The sequence below is a fragment of the Amycolatopsis sp. NBC_00355 genome, from assembly GCF_036104975.1.
Lineage (GTDB): Bacteria > Actinomycetota > Actinomycetes > Mycobacteriales > Pseudonocardiaceae > Amycolatopsis.
The window spans coordinates 5,889,979-5,907,923 of the sequence record NZ_CP107982.1 but is presented as its reverse complement, the minus strand read 5'-3'; the positions used below and the strand labels follow the sequence as shown (position 1 = coordinate 5,907,923).

Sequence of the window (17,945 nt, the reverse complement as noted above, 5' to 3'; positions counted from 1 at the left end):
CGGACGAAGGAGCAGAGCATGATCGTGGTGACCGGGGCTACCGGGAACATCGGCCGGCCGTTGACGGAGGCGCTGGCCGCGGCGGGTCAGCAGGTGACGGCGGTGTCACGGCACGCCGCGGTGGTGCCGGACGGCGTCCGCCACGTGGTGGCCGACCTGGCCGAGCCCGCCGGCCTGGAACCGGCGCTGGCCGGGGCGAAGGCGTTGTTCCTGCTGCTGTCCGGCGACCTGCACGCCGCCGGCGCCCACCCGGCCGACGTCCTCGCCCAGGCCGCAGCCGCCGGAGTCCGCCGGGTCGTGCTGCTGTCCACGCTGGGCGTGGCGACCAGGCCCTTCGGCACGACGCGGGTCGCGATGCGCGCCCTGGAGGACGCGCTGCGGGAGTCCGGTCTGGACTGGACCATTCTGCGGCCGGGCGGTTTCGCCTCCAACGCCTTGTGGTGGGCCGAATCCGTCCGCGCGCGGCAGGTCGTCGCCGCGCCCTTCGGCGACATCGGGGTGCCGGTCGTCGACCCGGCGGACATCGCCGAGGTCGCCGCGGCCGGTCTGCTGGACGACCGGCACACCGGCGCGGTGTACGAGCTGACCGGGCCGGCGGTGATCACGCCGCGCGGGCAGACGGCGGCCATCGCCGACGCGCTGGGCTCGCCGGTGCGGTTCCACGAGCTCACCCGCGCCGAAGCCAAGGCCGGCATGGCCCGGAGCATGCCGGGCGAGCTCGCCGACGACACCCTGGACATCCTCGGCTCCCCGAGCCCGGCCGAGCTGCGCGTCAGCCCGGACGTCGAGCGGGTGCTCGGCCGGGCCCCGCGCTCGTTCGCCGACTGGGTGGCCCGCAACATCGCGGCGTTCCGCTAAGCGGCGTTCTCCCGCCGCAGCTCGGCGAGCTCCGCGCGCACGGCGCGGAGCTCTTCGAGGATCTCGCGGTTCGCTTCGGCCTGGGTGGCGGCCTGTTTGGCCTCCTCCTCGCGGATGTCCTGCCGCAGCTCGTCTTCCATGCCGCTGACCACGACGGCGATGAAGAGGTTCAGCACCGCGAAGCTGGAGACGAGGATGTAGACGACGAAGAAGATCCAGGCCATCGGCGCCTGCCGCATGATCTCCTTCGCGATGTCCGGCCACGCCTCGCCGGTCATCACCTGGAACAACGTGAACAACGACGTCCCGAGGTCGCCGAAGTTCTCCGGCGAGATGACGCCGAACAGCTTGGTGGCCATCACGCCCGCGACGAAGATGATCAGCCCGAGCAGCGCGGCGATCGACGCCATGCCGGGGATCGCCGCGAGCAGCCCGGAGACGACCTTCCGCATCGACGGCACGACGGAGATCAGCCGCAGCACCCGGAGCACGCGCAACGACCGCAGCACGGCGAACGGCCCGGTCGCCGGGATCACCGCGATGCCGACGACCAGCAGGTCGAAGACGTTCCAGTTGTCCCGGAAGAACGCGCCGCGGTAGGCGTAGAACTTCGCCAGCAGCTCGGTGACGAAGATGCCGAGCGCGATGTGGTCGAGGGTGTGCAGGAGGCCGCCGTAGCCGTCGATCAGCGACGTCGACGTCTCCATGCCGAGGGTGACCGCGTTGAACACGATCACCGCGATGATGAAGTTCTGGAAGCGGCGGTCCTCGAGGAACATCGCCACCCGTTCACGCCCGGTCAAGGCCGTCCCCCGTTGTGGTCAAGGATCAGTAAACGAGGAAAGGGTAACCGGGCGGGTACTCAGCGCTGTTCGGGTGCCAGCCGCCAGAAGGCCGAGACCGGGCCGACCTTGGCGCCCATCGGGTAGGCGTGCTCGACCGCCTGGGACACGAACCACTTGCCGTAGCGCGCCGCCTCGACCACCGACATGCCCTTCGCCAGGCCCGCGGTCAGCGCCGACGCCATCGTGTCGCCCGCGCCGTGCGTGTGCTGGGTCGGGTAGCGCTCGCCCGGCAGCTCGACGAACGTCGAGCCGTCGAAGAGCAGGTCGACGCACTCCGGGTCGGCCTGCAGGTGACCGCTCTTGACCAGGACGTAGCGCGGGCCCATCCGGTGGAGCACCACCGCCGCGGTGTGCATGCCCTCGCGGTCCTTCACGGTCATCCCGGTCAGCAGGCGGACCTCGTCGAGGTTCGGGGTGAGCACCGTCGCGCGCGGCAGCAGCTCGTCGCGCAGGGCGTGCAGGCCGGCGTTGTCGAACAGCGGATGGCCGTGCATCGAGGCCGCGACCGGGTCGACGACGAACGGGATCTTCTCGTCGCGGCCGATCTCCGCCTTGTCGCACGCGGCCGCGACGGCGTTGATGATCTCCGCGGACGCCAGCATGCCCGTCTTGGCCGCGCCGACCCCCATGTCCGCCGCGACGGCCTCGATCTGCCCGGCCACGATGTGCGGCGGCAGGTCCGCGCGGTCGTGCACGCCGAGGGTGTTCTGCACCGTGACGGCGGTGACCGCGACCAGGCCGTGGACGCCGCAGGTCAGGAACGTGCGCAGATCCGCTTGCAGACCGGCGGCGCCGCCGGAGTCCGAACCGGCGATGGTCAACGCGGTGGGCGGGCTCGTGGTCATTCTCTTCCCGACTTCTGGTCTAGGCCAATCGGCCGCTTTTGCTTCATCAACAGGCCACCACGGTGGCACATTGTGTGGGCTACTCACCAGTTACCAATCCGGCAGGAAGTAGGCGGATACGGTCCGCAGCCGGTCTGCACGAGGCGCCGGTTTCCGCCGTGGCTGCTGTCGGATTGGTAACTATCGGCACTGTACGGGCGAAGGAGCCTGGATGAAGCTCTTCTCGGTGGTACTCCTCACGGCCGCTCTCACGTTCTCCGGGGCGACCGCCGCCAACGCGGACGGCCCGAAGCTCTCCCACGTCACGACGGTCGGCGTGCACAACACGTACGACCCGGCGGCCTACGACTACCTGGCCAGGGCGCTCGACGCCGGCTCGTCGCTGATCGAGCTCGACGTCTGGCCGGACTTCTTCACCCACGAGTGGAAGGTCAGCCACTCGAACCCGTTGGGGAACAGCAACAACTGCGTCGCGGCGACGTCGGCGGCGCAGCTGTACACCGGCGGGAAGAACAAGAACCTGGAGTACTGCCTCGACGACATCCGGATCTGGCTCGCCGCCCACCCGGGCCACACGCCGCTCACGCTCAAGCTGGAGATGAAGACCGGCTTCTCGGACAACACCGGCATGGGCCCGGACGAGCTGGACGCCACGTTCCGCGCGCACCTCGGCAGCGTCGCCTTCCGCCCGGGTGAGCTGCTCGGCAGTTACGGCACACTCGACGACGCGGCCAAGGCGGACAACTGGCCGTCCGTGGACGCGCTGCGGGGCCGGGTGATCACCGAGATCATCCCGGGCACGGTGGAGGAGCAGAACCCGACCGACACGCTGAAGACGGACGTCGAGTACGGCCGCTACCTGGTCGGGCTCAAGAACGCCGGCCGGATCGGCGACGCCTACATCTTCCCGACCGTGCACGGCGCGGCCGGCGGTGACCCGCGGGACAAGTACACCGCCGACCTCAAGCCGTGGTTCGTGGTCTTCGACGGCGACGCGAACGCGTGGGTCACCCAGACCGGGCCGGGGTGGTACGACACCAACCACTACTACGTCGTGATGACCGACGGCCAGAACGTCGCGCCGGCCATCGACGCCCACAACCCGACGGTCGAGCAGGCCAACCAGCGCGTCGCCGACCTGGCGAAGCAGCACGCGTCGGTGATCACGTCGGACTGGACCGGGCTCACGACGGTGCTGCCCCAGGTGCTCGCCAGGGGTTAGACGGTCAGCACGAGCTTCCCGGACACCCGGCCGGACTCACCCAGCTCGTGCGCCTTCGCCAGGTCTTCCAGCGGGAAGGTCTGCTCGACGCGGACCTTCAGCTGACCGGCCTCGATCAGCTCGACGAGGCCGGTCAGCCCGCCGCGGTCGGGTTCCACGAGAATCCCTTCCGTGCGCACTTTCCGTTCGGCGGCCGCCTTTTCGACCCGGTCGCCGACGCCGCTGGGCACGCCGATCAGCAGCCCGCCCTCCTTGATCGCGGGGAGCCAGCGCAGGTCGCTGTCCTCGCCGACCAGTCCGAAGTAGACGTCCACATCGGACGCCGTCGCACCGGCGTCGTGGTAGTCGATCGGCTCGTCGACGCCGAGTTCGCGCAGCAGGTCGTGCTTGCCCGCGCTGGCCGTGCCGATGACGTACGCGCCATGCGCCTTGGCGATCTGGACGGCGAGGTGCCCGACCCCGCCCGCGGCGGCGTCGACGAACACCCGCTGTCCGCTGTGGACGTTCGCGACGTCGACCAGGCCCTGCCAGGCGGTCAGCCCGGCCAGCGGCAGCGCGGCGGCCTCGGCGAACGAGAGCCCGGCGGGCTTGCGCACGAAGTGGCGCGAGGGCGCGGTGACGTACTCCGCGTAGGCGCTGGCCGGGCGGGGGAACCAGGGCATGCCGAGGACTTCGTCACCCTGCCGGACGCCGGTGGCGCCGAAGCCGGTCTCCTCGACGACGCCGGCGACGTCCCAGCCGACGGTGAACGGCGGTTCGCCGAGGAACCCGCCGCCGGCGCGCACCTTCCAGTCGACCGGGTTGATCCCGGCGGCGTGCACGCGCACCAGGACCTCCGTGGGCCCGGGTACCGGCCGAGCCGCTTCGGTGACGGTCAGCACCTCCGGCCCGCCGAGTGCCTGCTGGGTCACGATGCGCATCTGTTCGCTCCTTCGTTCCGGGGTCGGCTCCTATACTCGGACGGGTAGGCACTTTTCGCCAGAAGGCACTTCTTCGTAAAGTAGGTACCCGATGGAAACCACCTGCGACCAGGACGGACCCTGGGACGTCTACCTTCGCAGCTGTCCCTGCCGCGACGTACTGGACCTGCTGGCCAACAAGTGGACGGCCCTGGTCCTGGGCGCCCTGGCCCGCGGCCCGCACCGCTTCGGCGAGCTGCGCCGCGCGGTCGACGGCATAAGCCAGAAGATGCTGACCCAGAACCTCCGCCAGCTGGAACGCGACGGATTCCTGACGCGCACGGTCTACCCGACGACCCCGCCGACGGTGGAGTACGCACTCACGGAGATGGGCGCCGAGGTCGGCGCGCACCTGGTGGCGCTGAGCGCCTGGTCCCAGGCCAACTTCGGCCGCATCCGCTCGGCCCGCGAGTCCTACGACGGCCGGGAGCTGCAGCCGGTCAGGTGAGGTTGCCGCAGCTTGGTCGTGAGTGTTCAGGGCGGTTAGAACCGCCCTGAACACTCACGAGGACCCGAGCACCCAGAACGGCGACACCGGGCCCACGCCCGCGCCGAGCGGGTAGGACTCCGCCACGCACCTCTCGATGAACTTCTTCCCCGCCGCCACCGCGTCCGGCACCGAGGCGCCCTTCGCCAGCGACGCCGTGATCGCCGACGCCATCGTGTCGCCGCCGCCGTGGGTGTTCTCCGTGTCGTAGCGGGGGCCGCTCAGCGAGACGTACGCGCTGCCATCAGTCAGCAGGTCCACGCAGGTGCGGCCCGTCATGTGGCCGCCCTTGACCAGGACCCACCGCGAACCGAAGGCCAGCAACGCCTCCGCCGCGTCTCGCTGGGACGCCGCGTCCGTGACGGCGATGCCCGTCAGCAGGCGGACCTCGTCCAGGTTCGGCGTGATCAGCGTCGCGCGCGGGAACAGTTCCGTGCGGATCGCCTCCAGGGCGTCCTCGCGCAGGAGCGCGTGGCCCGTCATCGACGCCGCCACCGGGTCGACCACCAGGGGGGTGTCCCCGCCGACTTCGTCCAGGGTCTTGGCCACCGCGCGGATGATCTCCGCCGTGGCCAGCATGCCCGTCTTGGCCGCGTTGACGCCCATGTCGGACGCCACCGCCTTGATCTGCGCGGCGACGACGTCGGCCGGGATCTCGGTGAAACCCTGCACGCCCAAGGAATTCTGCACGGTGACGGCCGTCAGCGCGACCAGGCCGTGCACGCCGTGGGCGAAAAACGTGCGCAGGTCCGCCTGGATGCCCGCACCACCGCCGGAGTCGGATCCGGCGATGGTGAGGGCGGTGGGCGGAGTCACGGTTGCACCACGGGCAGGTAGACCTGGCCGCCGGACTCGGTGAACTCCGCCGACTTCGAAGCCATGCCGGCCTCGATGGCCTCCACAGTGGACAGACCGTGCTCCTCGGCGTACTTGCGGACGTCCTGCGTGATCCGCATCGAGCAGAACTTCGGGCCGCACATCGAGCAGAAGTGCGCGGTCTTGGCCGGCTCGGCGGGCAGCGTCTCGTCGTGGAACGCGCGTGCGGTGTCCGGGTCGAGGGACAGGTTGAACTGGTCGTTCCAGCGGAACTCGAAGCGGGCCTTGGACAGCTCGTCGTCCCACTCCTGCGCGTACTGGTGCCCCTTGGCCAGGTCGGCGGCGTGCGCGGCGATCTTGTACGTGATCACGCCGGTCTTGACGTCGTCGCGGTTCGGCAGGCCGAGGTGCTCCTTCGGCGTGACGTAACACAGCATCGCCGTGCCGTACCAGCCGATCTGCGCCGCGCCGATGGCCGAGGTGATGTGGTCGTACGCCGGCGCGATGTCCGTCGTGAGTGGACCGAGGGTGTAGAACGGCGCCTCGCCGCAGAGCCGTTCCTCCAGCTCGACGTTTTCCTTGATCTTGTGCATCGGCACGTGGCCGGGGCCCTCGATCATCACCTGGACGTCGTGCGAGCGCGCGAGGTGCGTCAGCTCACCGAGCGTTTCCAGCTCGGCGAACTGCGCGCGGTCGTTGGCGTCCGCGATCGAGCCCGGACGCAGGCCGTCGCCGAGGGAGAACGTGACGTCGTACTGCCGCAGCAGCTCGCAGAGTTCCTCGAAGTGCGTGTACAGGAAGGACTCCTGGTGGTGCGCGAGGCACCACGCGGCCATGATCGAGCCACCCCGGCTGACGATGCCGGTGACGCGCCGCGCGGTCAGCGGGATGTAGCGCAGCAGCACGCCGGCGTGCACCGTGACGTAGTCGACACCCTGCTCGCACTGCTCGACGATGGTGTCGCGGTAGACCTCCCACGACAGCTTTTCCGGTTCCCCGTCGACCTTTTCCAGCGCCTGGTAGATCGGCACGGTACCGACGGGCACCGGCGAGTTGCGGATGATCCACTCGCGCGTCTCGTGGATCCGCTTGCCGGTGGACAGGTCCATGATCGTGTCGGCACCCCAGCGGGTGGCCCACACCATCTTGTCGACCTCTTCCTCGACCGAGGACCAGACGGCCGAGTTGCCCATGTTGGCGTTGATCTTCACCAGGAAGTTCTTGCCGATGATCATCGGTTCGGACTCGGGGTGGCGCCGGTTGACCGGGATCACCGCGCGGCCGCTCGCGACCTCGTCGCGCACGAACTCCGGCGAAACCCGTTCCCGCGCGGCGATGTACTCCATTTCCCTGGTGACGACGCCTTGTTTGGCCCAGCCGAGCTGCGTGTTGTGCTCCCGGCCGTCGGCCCAGCCGGCCCGCAGCCGGTGCAGTCCACTGTGGACGTCGATGTTCGCTTCAGGGTCGGTGTACGGGCCCGAAGTGTCGTAGACGTCGAAGTGTTCGCCGTTCGAGAGGTCGATCCGGCGGGCCGGAACGCGGAGTCCGGATTCGGTCTGGTGGTAGACCTTGTGCGAACCGGTGATCGGACCGGTCGTGACGGAGACGTCCTTGTTCTCCAAGGTGGTCAACGACTTTCACTCCCTACGCCGGCATTACCCGGTCAGGTTCATGCGGTCGGTGACACCCGGGACAAATCCCCAGTCACCCTCTCAGCCCGCCATGGCGCGAGCTCCCGCGTTGTGGTGTTGTGCCACCGACCATGCCACGCCGGGGCGCCAGACTCAAGTCCGCTCACCTCACCCGACCAGTTCGGCCGGTGTGGCGTAGACGTCGACCATGGCTCCGTTGCGCAGCACGGTGATCGGCAGTGCGGTGCCGATCACTTCGGCGAACAGCTGCCGCTGGATGCCCTGCGCGTCCGACACCCGGGCGCGCCCGACGGTCAACACGAGATCACCCGTTCGCAGCCCGGCGCGCTCGGCGGGCCCGCCGGAGACGACTTCGCGCACCCGCAGCCCGGCCTCCTGGCCGGTGCGCTCGGCGACGTCGTCGGGCAGCGGCGCGGGCACGCCGACAACGCCGAGGTACGCGCGCCGCACCCGGCCTTCGACGACGAGGGTGTTGATGATCCGGCGCGTGGTCGAGTTGATCGGCACGGCCAGGCCGAGCCCGACGCCGGCGACCGCGGTGTTGATCCCGACGACGCGGCCGGCGGAGTCGGCGAGCGCGCCGCCGGAGTTGCCCGGGTTGAGCGCGGCGTCGGTCTGGATGACGTCCTCGATTACCCGGCCGGCGCGGCCGTGGCGCACCGGGAGCGCCCGGCCGAGCGCGCTGACGACCCCCGCGGTCACCGATCCGGAGAACCCGAGCGGGCTCCCGATCGCCACCACGAGCTGCCCGACGACGAGCTTGTCGGCGTCGCCGAGCACAGCGGCGGAGGGCGTCTCGCCGTGCGCCCGCAGCACGGCGAGATCGGACAGCGGATCGGCGCCGACGACGTCGAAGCGTGTTTCGCTGCCGTCGGCGAAGGTCGCGACGCCGCTCCGGTCCTGGTCGACGACGTGCGCGTTGGTCAGCAGGTAGCCGTCGTCGGCGAAGACCACCGCGGAGCCGCTGCCGCGCGCGAGCTGAACCCCGGCGACGTGCGGGGTGACGGTCTTGGCGACCGTGCTGACCGCGCGTGAGTAGGCGTCCATCGCCTCGTCCATGAGTACCTCGATTACACCGTTGCAGGTCCTTCAATAGTGCGCCGCGAACAGCCGGAAGTCCGTTCGCTGCTGGTGAACCGGCGGCGTGACCGGACCAGTGACGGTCAGTGGTTCACCGATTCGGACCATGCGCCGGTGAAGAATCGGCGAGACACTGCCTGTCGCTTCTGTAACGGTGCAGAAGCGACATCACTGTGGGGTTGATATGCGCAAACTCATGGTCTCGGCCCTCGCCGGGCTGCTGGTCACCGGGCTGATACCGGCGACCGCGGCGGCCCAGGGGACGGCTCCCGGGGCGCCCGGCGCCCATCCCAGCTGGCTGCCCGCGAACAAGACCGGCTTCGGCACGGCTCACGACCGGTCGAGCAACGTCTGGTTCACGCTCCAGGGCGGTCAGCTGTCCGAGGTCTACTACCCGGACCTGTCGACGCCGAGCGTCCGTTCGATGGACTTCGTCGTCACCGACGGGCGCAGTTTCGCCGTCGCCGACAACACGGCCAGGTCGCAGCGGGTCCGGCGGACCGACGACGACAGTTTGGTTTACGAGCAGACCATCACCGACGACCAGCACAGGTGGCGGCTGCGCAAGACCTACGTCACCGACCCGGCCGCGACGACCGTGCTGGTCGACGTCGACTTCCAGTCGCTCACCGGGCGGCCGTACCAGCTCTACGCGGTCGCCGATCCGGACCTGACCAACGACGGCTCCGACGATTCGGCCGCCCGCAAGGGGGACGCCGTCACCGCGTCGGACGCCACCAACGCCGCCGCCCTCACCGCGAAGCCCGCCTTCACGAAAACGAGCGTCGGCTACGCGGGCGCGTCCGACGGGAACACGCAGCTCGCGAAGACGTTCAAGCTCGCGACTTACGACAGCGCCACGAAGGGCAACGTCGTCCTGACCGGGCAGACCGCGGCCGACGGCGTGCGCACCCGGCACGTCACCCTCGCGCTCGGCATGGGCGCGAAGGCGTCCGACGCGCTCGGCAACGCGCAGGCGTCGCAGCGGCGCGGTTTCGGGGACATCACCCGCTCTTACGACCGCGGCTGGGAGCAGTACCTGCGCGGGGTGAGCAAACCGCCGTCGTCGCTGAAGACCGACAGCGAGCGCGACCTCTACAAGGCGTCGATGCTGACGCTGGCCGCGAGCGAGGACAAGCACCACCCGGGCGCGTTCATCGCGTCGCCGAGCATGCCGTGGCGGTTCGGGAACAACGACCCGGAGTGGTCGCCGTCCGGCACCTACCACCTGGTCTGGCCGCGTGACCTCTACCAGATCGCGACCGGCCTGGCCGCCGGCGGCGACACGGCGGCCGCGAGCCGCGCGGTGACCTACATGTTCGGCACGCAGCAGCAGGCCGACGGCCATATGCCGCAGAACAGCCGGGTCGACGGCGTGCCGTACTGGACGTCGGTCCAGCTCGACGAAACCGCCTTCCCGATCGTGCTGGCCCAGCAGCTCGGCCGCAACGACGTGTGGCCCGGCGTGCGCAAGGCGGCCGACTTCCTGTTGTCCTACAAGGGTCCTGACGGCCAGGCCGCGCCGTGGACCCAGCAGGAGCGCTGGGAGGAGCAGGACGGTTGGTCCCCGTCGACCATCGCCTCGGTGATCGCCGGGCTCGTCTGCGCCGCGGACATCGCGTCGCACAACGGCGCGCCGGCGGACGCGGCTCGCTACCTGGCCGCGGCGGACAAGTTCAAGGCCGACCTGCCGAAGCAGACGATCACCACGAACGGGCCGCTGTCGAAGGACCCGTACTTCGTGCGGCTCACCAAGGACGGCAACGCGAACGCTCCGACGACGTACAACCTCGGCAACTCGAGCGTGACCATGGACCAGCGTGCGGTCACCGACGCCGGCTTCCTCGACCTGGTGCGCCTCGGCGTCTACCGCGCCGACGACCCGGTGATCGTGAACAGCGTTCGCGTCACGGACAAGGAGATCTCGTACACGACGCCGACCGGGCAGTTCTGGCACCGGTACACAAAGGACGGCTACGGCGAGCAGGCCGACGGTTCGCCGTGGGACTACACCTTTCCGGCCGAGAGCCGCACGACGTTCGGCCGGCTGTGGCCGCTGCTCGCCGGCGAGCGCGGCGAGTACGAACTGACGCTGGGCCAGCCGTCGTCGGCCGCGCGGCGGCTGCGTGACCTCGGCCGGGTGAGCAGCTCGGCGGAGACCATGCCGGAGCAGGTGTGGGACGAGAACCCGCCGTCGGGTCAGACGGGGTTCCCGGCCGGCACGCCGAACACCTCGGCGACGCCGCTGGCCTGGACGCACGCGCAGTACGTCCGCCTGGCCTGGGACGTCAAGGCGGGCTCGACCCTCGAGACGCCTCGCGTCGTCCGCTGCCACTTCCTCGGCTGCTGAGGTTCGCCAAAAGCCGTGAAGGCCTCCTTACCGGCCATAAGAGCCGGTAAGGAGGCCTTCACGGCTTTACGGAGTACGGGAGGTCAGATGACGGCGCCGTCGTCTTCGGGGGTGCGTGGGGGGAGCCAGGAGAGGCCGGGGACGCCCCACTTGTTGGACTTCAACATCTTCTTCGCGGCGCGGGCGTGGCGCCCGACGAGCCGGTCGAGGTAGATGTAGCCGTCGAGGTGGTCGGTCTCGTGCTGCAGGCAGCGCGCGAAGTAGCCGGTGCCCTCGACCTCGATCGGGTTGCCCTCGATGTCGGAGCCGGTCACCTTCGCCCACGACGCGCGGCCCGTCGGGTACGACTCGCCGGGCGCCGAGAGGCAGCCCTCCCAGTCGTCGTCCGGATCCGGCATGGTCTCCGGGATCTCCGACGTCTCGAGCTTCGGGTTCACCACGACGCCCTTGTGGCGGACGCCCTCGTCGTCCGGGCAGTCGTAGACGAACACCCGCAGGTCGAGGCCGATCTGGTTGGCGGCTAGGCCGACACCCTCGGCGGCGTACATCGTCTCGAACATGTCGTCGGTGAGGATGCGCAGCTGCTCGTCGAACTCGGTGATCTCCCGAGTCGGGTTGTGCAGCACGGGGTCGCCGGCGATCCGGATGGCGTGGACGGTCACGAGCGGGCAGTTTAGTCGGACCCTTCTGGTAGACCTGCATCAGACCGTGACGCGCCGATGTCGATGCCCACGTCGGCGTGCTGATCCGTGGTTGAATGACGCCCGCGGAAGAGGTAGGTCTGGATCACCATGTCGCCTGATTGAGAGGGACTCGGATGGACGCCGCGGAGTCGATGGCTGAGCCGCAGCCGTCGCCGCCGAAGCCCGTACCCGGCCTGACCGAACGCGAGGTCGAGATCCTCGCTTTCGAGCGCCAGTGGTGGCGACATGCCGGTGCGAAGGAGAACGCCATCCGTGAGCGCTTCGAAGTCTCCAGCACGCGCTACTACCAGCTGCTGAACAAGCTGCTGGAGAAGCCGGAGGCGATCGAGGCCGACCCGATGCTGGTGAAGCGGCTGCGCAAGACGCGTGCCGCCCGCCAGCGCAAGCGTGGGGCCAGGCGACTGGGGATCGAGCTGAAATGAGCGTGTTTTCGGGAATGTCCCGGCCGATGAAGGCCGCGGGCGTCGTGCTGATCGGTGTGGCGATCGTCGCCGCCGTGATCGGCGGGATCTCCGCGTTGAGTGGTGGCGGTTCGAACGAAGCCGGGCCGAGCGGTACGCCCAGCACCCAGCCCGGCACGCCGCCGGGCGGGACGTCGCCGACGGTGACACCACCGTCGACACCGCCGCCGTCCACGACCAGTCCGACGTCGCCCACGCCGTCGTCACCGGCCCCCGGCCAGCCGACACCGGGACAGCCGACGTCCGGTCAGCCGGGTCAGCCCGGTGACCAGCAGACGGGCAACAAGTGGGTGACCGTCCGGGTGTTCAACAACTCCCTGATCAAAGACCTCGCCGAGCGGGCCGCGAACGACTTCCGGGGTGACGGCTGGACCGTCAACGAGGTCGGCAACTACTCGCAGGGCACGATCCCGGTGACCACGGCGTTCTACCGCCCGGGCACCGACGAGGAAGCCGCGGCGAAGCAGCTCGCGCAGGAGTTCCAGATCAAGGCCGAGCCCCGCTTCCCGGGGATCGAGAGCGCCAGCCCGGGCGTGATCATCATCGTGACGAAGGAATACGAGTCGGGCCACAAGGGCAGCTGACGAGCTTGTGCCGAAGGGGCGCCACCCGCGGGTGGCGCCCCTTCGCGCGTTTCAGTCGCCGGCCTGGACCTGGGCGTAGGCCTCCAGGGCCGCGAGCTGGGCCGGGTCCAGGCTCGGCCGGACCTTCTTGCGGGCCGCGTCCAGGTGGGCCGCCGTGACCTCGTGGGCTTCGAGGGACTCGCGCATCGCCGTCAACGCCGCTTCGCGGATCAGCGCCGCGCAGTCGGCCGCCGAGTAACCGTCCAGAGTGGACGCGACCGCGGCCAGGTCCACATCGGCAGCCAGCGGCGTGTTCTTCGAGGTCGCGGTCAAGATCGCGGTGCGGGCCTCGGCGTCCGGCGGTGGCACGTAGACGCGGCGCTCCAGCCGTCCCGGCCGCAGCAGGGCCGGGTCGACCAGCTCGGGCCGGTTCGTCGCGCCGAGCACGACGACCTCGCGCATCGGCTCGACGCCGTCGAGCTCGGTCAGCAGCGCCGCGACCACCCGATCGGCGACGCCGGAGTCCGACGACTGGCCGCGGCGCGGGGCCAGCGCGTCGATCTCGTCCAGGAAGATCAGCGACGGCGCGGCCTCGGCGGCGCGGCGGAACAGCTCCCGCACCGCGCGCTCCGACTCGCCGACCCACTTGTCCATCAGCTCGGCGCCCTTGACGGCGAACACGTTGAGCGCGCCGGTGCCGGCCAGCGCCCGCACCAGGAACGTCTTGCCGCCACCGGGCGGCCCGTAGAGCAGCACGCCACGCGGCGGTGCGACGCCGAGCCGCGCGAACGAGTCCGGGTACCGCAGCGGCCACAGCACCGTTTCGGTGAGGGACTGCTTGACGTCGACCATGTTGCCGACGTCGTCCAAAGTCAGCCCGCCGGTGGCCAGGTTGTCCGAAGTGGACAGCGACACCGGCCGGACGGTGGCCAGCGCGTCCAGCAGGTCCTGCTGCGAGACACGCGGCTCGGCCTCATCACGCTGGCGCAGCGCCGCCCGCAGCGCCGCGTCCCGTCGCAGCGCGATGAGGTCCGCCGCGACGAACCCCGGCGTCCGCTCGGCGAGCGCGCCGCAGTCGAGGCCCGGCTCCAGGGGGACGTCGCGCAGCAGGACGTTCAGCAGCTCACGGCGGGTTTTCGCGTCCGGCAGGGCCAGGCCCAGCTCGCGGTCCAGCAGGTCCGCGGCGCGCAGCCGCGGGTCGGCGGACTCGGCCCGGGCCGTCGTCGCGACCACGGCGAGGCGGTCGCGGCGCAGGGCCGTGCGCAGCTCTTCGAGCACGATCGTGGCCACCGGCGGGGGCGTGGTCGCGGGCAGCAGCGCGTCGACGTCGGTGATCAGCAGCACGGCCGGGCCCGCGGCGGCGCGGATCGCCTCACGCAGCCGCGACACCGCGACGTTCGGGTCCAGCACCGCGAGGTTGGGTGCGGCGACCGGGACGACCTTGACGTTCTCGGCCTGCGCCACCGACCGCACGAGCGTCGCCTTGCCGACGCCTTCCGGGCCGGACAGCAGTACGCCGAGGTGGGCGGGCGCGCCCAGCTTCGCGAGCAGCTCGGGCCGGTGGAAGGCCAGGTCGAACCACTCGGAGAGCTTGCGCGCGGCCGCCTCGCCGCCGATCAGGTCGGCCACCGGCACGGCCGGCTCGGTGATCTCCACGAGCGTGACTTCGTCTTCGACGATTTCGGCGTCGATCCACTCCTCGGCCGCGGTGACGGCGGTGGTGCGGACGAGCGCGGTCGCCGTCCGCGGCGCGGCGGCTTCGGCGGCGGGCCGGGCGCCGTCGCGCCAGACGACCACTGTGGACGGTCCTACCGCGACGGTCCCGGCGGGCTCGGTCGCCGTGACGGTCAGCAGTTCGTTCGTCCAGGTCGCGCCGATGGCCCGCGACAGCTGGCCGCGCAGGCCGGCCGGGTCGGACCCCGGCTGCGGCGCGAGGTCCTGCGGCAGCAGGGAAACGGCGTCGCCGATGGTCAGGACCTTGCCGATCAGCGCCAGCCGCAGCATGTGCGGGCTGACCGACGAGCTGGCCAGCCGCGACCCCGCGACGGTCACCGTCCGGGCGGCCGACACCTCGGCGGGCGCGACCACGACCTCGGCGCCTTCGGTGACGCCGAGGTTCGACATCGTGACGTCATCGGTGAGCAGCACCCCCGGCACGCCGGTCTCGTCGGCGGGCGCCGCGAGCGCGGCGCTGACGCGCGCGCCGGTCAGGTGCACCGCGTCCCAGGCCCGCAGGCCCAGCGCGTCGAGGACTTCGGGGTGCAGCCGCACGACGCCGCGGCGGGTGTCCAGCGCGGACGGCGTGTGCCGGACGGTCAGCGTGATCTGGGGGTGGCTCACGCCGTTCACCCTAGCGATGCGGAGAGCCCCCACGCGTCGAAGCGGGGTGATATCCCGGACCGCCGACACCCCGTGTCGTCCACCTGAGTACGCGTGTCGTCCCGTCAGGTACGCGTGTCGTCCATTCCGATCGAGCCCGGGCGTACCCGGACGGACGACACGCGTACCCAGGTGGACGACACGCGTACCTGGACGGACGACACGATTACTTGCGGCGCAGGCCGATCTGGCGCCAGGAGCGGCGGCGCTGGCCGTCGCCGTTGCCGTTGGAGGAGGTGTCGCGGGGGGTGCGGACGTACTCGCCGTTGCGGGGGAGGCGGACCGCGCGCATCGCCGCGCCCGCGACACGCCGGCGCAGCGGCGGGCGCAGGCCGAGACGGCGCTGGGAGCGGGCCCGGCGGATCGCGCGGCGCTCGCGCGGCGGGACCGTCCAGGCCTCGGGGTGGTCGGCCAGCCAGCGGCTGCGGTAGACCGAGTACGGGATGTGCGCCAGGTACAGCACCATCGCGACGAGCAGCGCGACCAGCGGGAACTGGATGATCGCGGCCGCCAGCAGGGCGACGCCGATCAGCAGCGGCGCGATCGCCTTCGCCGGGGCCTTGACCGTCTTCAGCGACAGCGTCGGGATCCGGCTGATCAGCAGGGCCGCGATGGCGATCGTCCACGCCCACACGACCCACTGCGAAGACCACCAGCCCTCGCCCCACTGCAGCCAGGCGACCAGCGGCAGCATGGCGAGCAGACCGCCCGCGGGCGCCGGGACGCCGACGAAGAACTCGCTCGCGTACGCCGGCTGCTCGGTGTCGTCGAGCAGCGTGTTGAACCGGGCCAGCCGCAGGATCATGCAGACGGCGAAGATCAGCGACGCCACCCAGCCGATCCGGTCCGCGCCCGTCTGCCACACGTAGATGACCAGCGCCGGCGCGACACCGAACGAGATGCCGTCGGACAGCGAGTCCAGCTCCGCGCCCATCTTCGACGTCGCGTCGAGCAGGCGGGCGATCCGGCCGTCCAGGCTGTCGAGCACCGCGGCGATGCCGATCGAGGCGATCGCCATCGAGTAGTTCTTCGTCAGCGCGAACTGCACCGCCGACAGCCCGGCGCACAGCGCCAGCACGGTGATGGCGTTCGGCAGCAGCCGGACACCGGGGGTGGTCGTGGTCACGCGGACCATGGGGTCAGCCTTCCGAGCGCGAGGCGGGGAGTTCGGCGATCACCGTCTCGCCGCCGACCGTCCGCTGGCCCTTCGCGACCAGCACGCGCGAGCCCGGCGGGAGGTAGAGGTCGACCCGGGAGCCGAAGCGGATGATGCCGTACGTCGCGGCGGCGCCGACCTTGTCGCCCTCGCGGATCTCGCAGAGGATGCGGCGTGCGACCAGCCCGGCGATCTGCACGACGACGAGCTCGTGGCCGTCTTCGGTGCGCATCAGCACGGAGTTGCGTTCGTTGTCCTCGCTCGCCTTGTCCAGGTCCGCGGAGAGGAACTTGCCCGGCCGGTAGGCGACGCGCTCGATCACGCCGTTCGCCGGCACGCGCTGGACGTGCACGTCGAACACCGAGAGGAACACCGACACGCGCAGCCGCGGCTCGGCGGGGAGGCCGAGCTCGGCGGGCGGGACGGCTTCCTCGATCAGCGAGACGAGACCGTCGGCCGAGGCCAGCGCGACGCCATCACGCGGGGGCGGGACCCGCTTCGGCTCGCGGAAGAACGCGGCCATCGCCACGGTCGTGAGCGCGCCGAGGACGCCGAGGCGCTTGGAGAACCGGCGGGCGACCAGCGTCGCGACCGCGCCACCCGCCACGAACGGCCGGCCGGCCGGGTGCATCGGCGGCAGCGTCTCGCGGGCCAGCTGGAGGGCGTGGGCGACGGGATTGCCGGCGGATTCCGGCCGGGTGCCGCTCATGGTCGGGTCCCCTGGTTTCGTGTCGTGAGGGCGGGTGACGCCGGGGTTCCGGCGGCCGCGTACGGGCGCCACCACGCTACCGCTGCCCCAGGTGGGGGTCTGGTCGGGTCTGTCCGGGTCCTCCGCGAGGGTGTCCCCGTGACGGGTGGGAGGGACCACATCCCGGTAACGGATGGTCGAAGTCTGCGATAACTCTGGGTAGTTGACGCCGTCTGACCTGTGAGGACCGATGACCGACCGCCGCGATTCCGCCGACGCCCGGCTCGCCGAGCTGCTCGGCGCGTGGCGCCAGGACATCGCCGACGCGCCGATGCCGTCACTCGTGGATCCGGACCGCGCGGTGGACGTCGTCATCGAAGCGATGAGACGAAGCCGGGTGCATGCACCCCCCGACGGCGCATGCACCCGGCCGCGGAATCAGGGCCTGAAAGAAGCGCCGAACGACCTACTTTAGTGGCGGAAGCCGTGTTGACCACGGTTCGTCCGGCAAATGTTACGAACGGTCACCCGAGCGCCGGCCGATCCCGCTCGCGAGCCGCAGGATCGCCAGCAGCACGACGGCGCCCAGGATGGCCACGCCGAAGCTGGGGAAGTCGAAGTCGAACGACTTCGCCTGGCCGGTCGCGAGCCGGTAGATCAGCCCGCCCAGGGCCGCGCCGACCACGCCCACCAGCACGCTGACCAGGCAACCCTGCCGGCGCCGGTCCCGGCCGCCGACGACCAGGTTGGCCGCCCAGCCGACGAGCGCGCCGAAGATGACCCATGCGACGAAACCCATGTCGTGGAGCTTACGCGGGCCGATCACGCGGACGCACAAGAGCCATTGCACAAGAGCTGTTGTACAACTACTCTTGTGCGT

18 protein-coding genes and 1 riboswitch are annotated in these 17,945 nt (G+C 70.7%); of the genes, 7 read left to right on the top strand and 11 right to left on the bottom strand.

Annotated features, from left to right (window positions below; genetic code table 11):
- The first annotated feature begins 18 nt into the window (after positions 1 to 18).
- Positions 19 to 858, top strand: coding sequence for an NAD(P)H-binding protein (locus tag OHS18_RS26430; RefSeq protein ID WP_328612749.1), 840 nt, complete (start codon positions 19 to 21; stop codon positions 856 to 858).
- Here the strand turns inward: OHS18_RS26430 and OHS18_RS26425 are convergent.
- The gene (locus OHS18_RS26425; RefSeq protein WP_328612748.1) at positions 855 to 1,661 is read right to left on the bottom strand and encodes an ion transporter; all 807 of its coding nucleotides are present in this window, start codon (positions 1,659 to 1,661) and stop codon (positions 855 to 857) included. The genes OHS18_RS26430 and OHS18_RS26425 overlap by 4 nt on opposite strands.
- 59 nt (positions 1,662 to 1,720) lie before the next feature.
- A complete protein-coding gene (thiD, locus tag OHS18_RS26420) occupies positions 1,721 to 2,548 on the bottom strand; it encodes a bifunctional hydroxymethylpyrimidine kinase/phosphomethylpyrimidine kinase (RefSeq protein ID WP_328612747.1) in 828 nt (275 codons plus the stop codon).
- 211 nt (positions 2,549 to 2,759) lie between these two features.
- Between thiD (OHS18_RS26420) and OHS18_RS26415 the strand changes: the two genes are divergently transcribed.
- Positions 2,760 to 3,770: a phosphatidylinositol-specific phospholipase C domain-containing protein gene (locus tag OHS18_RS26415; protein ID WP_328612746.1), complete on the top strand. Its 1,011-nt coding sequence runs from the start codon at positions 2,760 to 2,762 to the stop codon at positions 3,768 to 3,770.
- Here the strand turns inward: OHS18_RS26415 and OHS18_RS26410 are convergent.
- A complete protein-coding gene (locus tag OHS18_RS26410; RefSeq protein ID WP_328612745.1) occupies positions 3,767 to 4,690 on the bottom strand; it encodes an NADP-dependent oxidoreductase in 924 nt (307 codons plus the stop codon). The two genes, OHS18_RS26415 and OHS18_RS26410, sit on opposite strands and share 4 nt — an antisense overlap.
- A gap of 91 nt (positions 4,691 to 4,781) precedes the next feature.
- Here OHS18_RS26410 and OHS18_RS26405 point away from each other — a divergent pair, with 91 nt between their 5' ends.
- On the top strand, positions 4,782 to 5,177 hold the full coding sequence (locus OHS18_RS26405) for a winged helix-turn-helix transcriptional regulator (protein WP_328448160.1): 396 nt from the start codon (positions 4,782 to 4,784) through the stop codon (positions 5,175 to 5,177).
- Between the two features lie 54 nt (positions 5,178 to 5,231).
- Here the strand turns inward: OHS18_RS26405 and thiD (OHS18_RS26400) are convergent, their stop codons facing one another.
- From thiD (OHS18_RS26400) to OHS18_RS26390, 3 genes are all read right to left on the bottom strand, one after another.
- Positions 5,232 to 6,032: a bifunctional hydroxymethylpyrimidine kinase/phosphomethylpyrimidine kinase gene (gene thiD / locus OHS18_RS26400; RefSeq protein ID WP_328612744.1), complete on the bottom strand. Its 801-nt coding sequence runs from the start codon at positions 6,030 to 6,032 to the stop codon at positions 5,232 to 5,234.
- Complete coding sequence (gene thiC / locus OHS18_RS26395; RefSeq protein WP_328612743.1) at positions 6,029 to 7,663, bottom strand: phosphomethylpyrimidine synthase ThiC; 1,635 nt, start codon at positions 7,661 to 7,663, stop codon at positions 6,029 to 6,031. The genes thiD (OHS18_RS26400) and thiC overlap by 4 nt, the downstream gene beginning before the upstream one ends.
- Positions 7,657 to 7,781, bottom strand: a riboswitch (TPP riboswitch). It overlaps the preceding gene by 7 nt.
- A 50-nt stretch (positions 7,782 to 7,831) precedes the next feature.
- Positions 7,832 to 8,743 carry a S1C family serine protease gene (locus tag OHS18_RS26390; protein ID WP_328612742.1) on the bottom strand — a complete coding sequence of 304 codons (912 nt, stop codon included), beginning with the start codon at positions 8,741 to 8,743 and terminating at the stop codon, positions 7,832 to 7,834.
- Positions 8,744 to 8,948: 205 nt separating this feature from the next.
- Between OHS18_RS26390 and OHS18_RS26385 the strand changes: the two genes are divergently transcribed.
- Positions 8,949 to 11,114 carry a glycoside hydrolase family 15 protein gene (locus OHS18_RS26385; protein WP_328612741.1) on the top strand — a complete coding sequence of 722 codons (2,166 nt, stop codon included), beginning with the start codon at positions 8,949 to 8,951 and terminating at the stop codon, positions 11,112 to 11,114.
- Positions 11,115 to 11,197: 83 nt separating this feature from the next.
- Here the strand turns inward: OHS18_RS26385 and OHS18_RS26380 are convergent, their stop codons facing one another.
- The gene (locus OHS18_RS26380) at positions 11,198 to 11,776 is read right to left on the bottom strand and encodes a peptide deformylase (protein WP_328448169.1); all 579 of its coding nucleotides are present in this window, start codon (positions 11,774 to 11,776) and stop codon (positions 11,198 to 11,200) included.
- Positions 11,777 to 11,931: 155 nt separating this feature from the next.
- Between OHS18_RS26380 and OHS18_RS26375 the strand changes: the two genes are divergently transcribed.
- Both OHS18_RS26375 and OHS18_RS26370 read left to right on the top strand, forming a co-directional pair.
- Entirely contained in the window at positions 11,932 to 12,240 is a 309-nt protein-coding gene (locus tag OHS18_RS26375; RefSeq protein WP_247058599.1) for a DUF3263 domain-containing protein, read from the top strand.
- Positions 12,237 to 12,863, top strand: a complete 627-nt coding sequence (locus OHS18_RS26370) for a LytR C-terminal domain-containing protein (RefSeq protein ID WP_328612740.1) — start codon at positions 12,237 to 12,239, stop codon at positions 12,861 to 12,863. Before OHS18_RS26375 ends, OHS18_RS26370 begins: the two co-directional genes overlap by 4 nt.
- 51 nt (positions 12,864 to 12,914) lie before the next feature.
- On the opposite strand, the gene OHS18_RS26365 is transcribed toward OHS18_RS26370, so the two are convergent.
- The 3 genes from OHS18_RS26365 to OHS18_RS26355 form a co-directional block, all read right to left on the bottom strand.
- Positions 12,915 to 15,182, bottom strand: a complete 2,268-nt coding sequence (locus OHS18_RS26365; protein WP_328612739.1) for an AAA family ATPase — start codon at positions 15,180 to 15,182, stop codon at positions 12,915 to 12,917.
- A 205-nt stretch (positions 15,183 to 15,387) separates the two neighbouring features.
- A complete protein-coding gene (gene pssA / locus OHS18_RS26360; RefSeq protein WP_328612738.1) occupies positions 15,388 to 16,356 on the bottom strand; it encodes a CDP-diacylglycerol--serine O-phosphatidyltransferase in 969 nt (322 codons plus the stop codon).
- A 4-nt stretch (positions 16,357 to 16,360) separates the two neighbouring features.
- Positions 16,361 to 17,086, bottom strand: a complete 726-nt coding sequence (locus OHS18_RS26355; RefSeq protein WP_328612737.1) for a phosphatidylserine decarboxylase — start codon at positions 17,084 to 17,086, stop codon at positions 16,361 to 16,363.
- A 229-nt stretch (positions 17,087 to 17,315) separates the two neighbouring features.
- Here OHS18_RS26355 and OHS18_RS26350 point away from each other — a divergent pair, with 229 nt between their 5' ends.
- The gene (locus OHS18_RS26350) at positions 17,316 to 17,540 is read left to right on the top strand and encodes a hypothetical protein (protein WP_328448180.1); all 225 of its coding nucleotides are present in this window, start codon (positions 17,316 to 17,318) and stop codon (positions 17,538 to 17,540) included.
- Positions 17,541 to 17,579: 39 nt separating this feature from the next.
- Here the strand turns inward: OHS18_RS26350 and OHS18_RS26345 are convergent, their stop codons facing one another.
- Positions 17,580 to 17,864 carry a GlsB/YeaQ/YmgE family stress response membrane protein gene (locus tag OHS18_RS26345; RefSeq protein WP_328448182.1) on the bottom strand — a complete coding sequence of 95 codons (285 nt, stop codon included), beginning with the start codon at positions 17,862 to 17,864 and terminating at the stop codon, positions 17,580 to 17,582.
- Positions 17,865 to 17,945 lie beyond the last annotated feature (81 nt).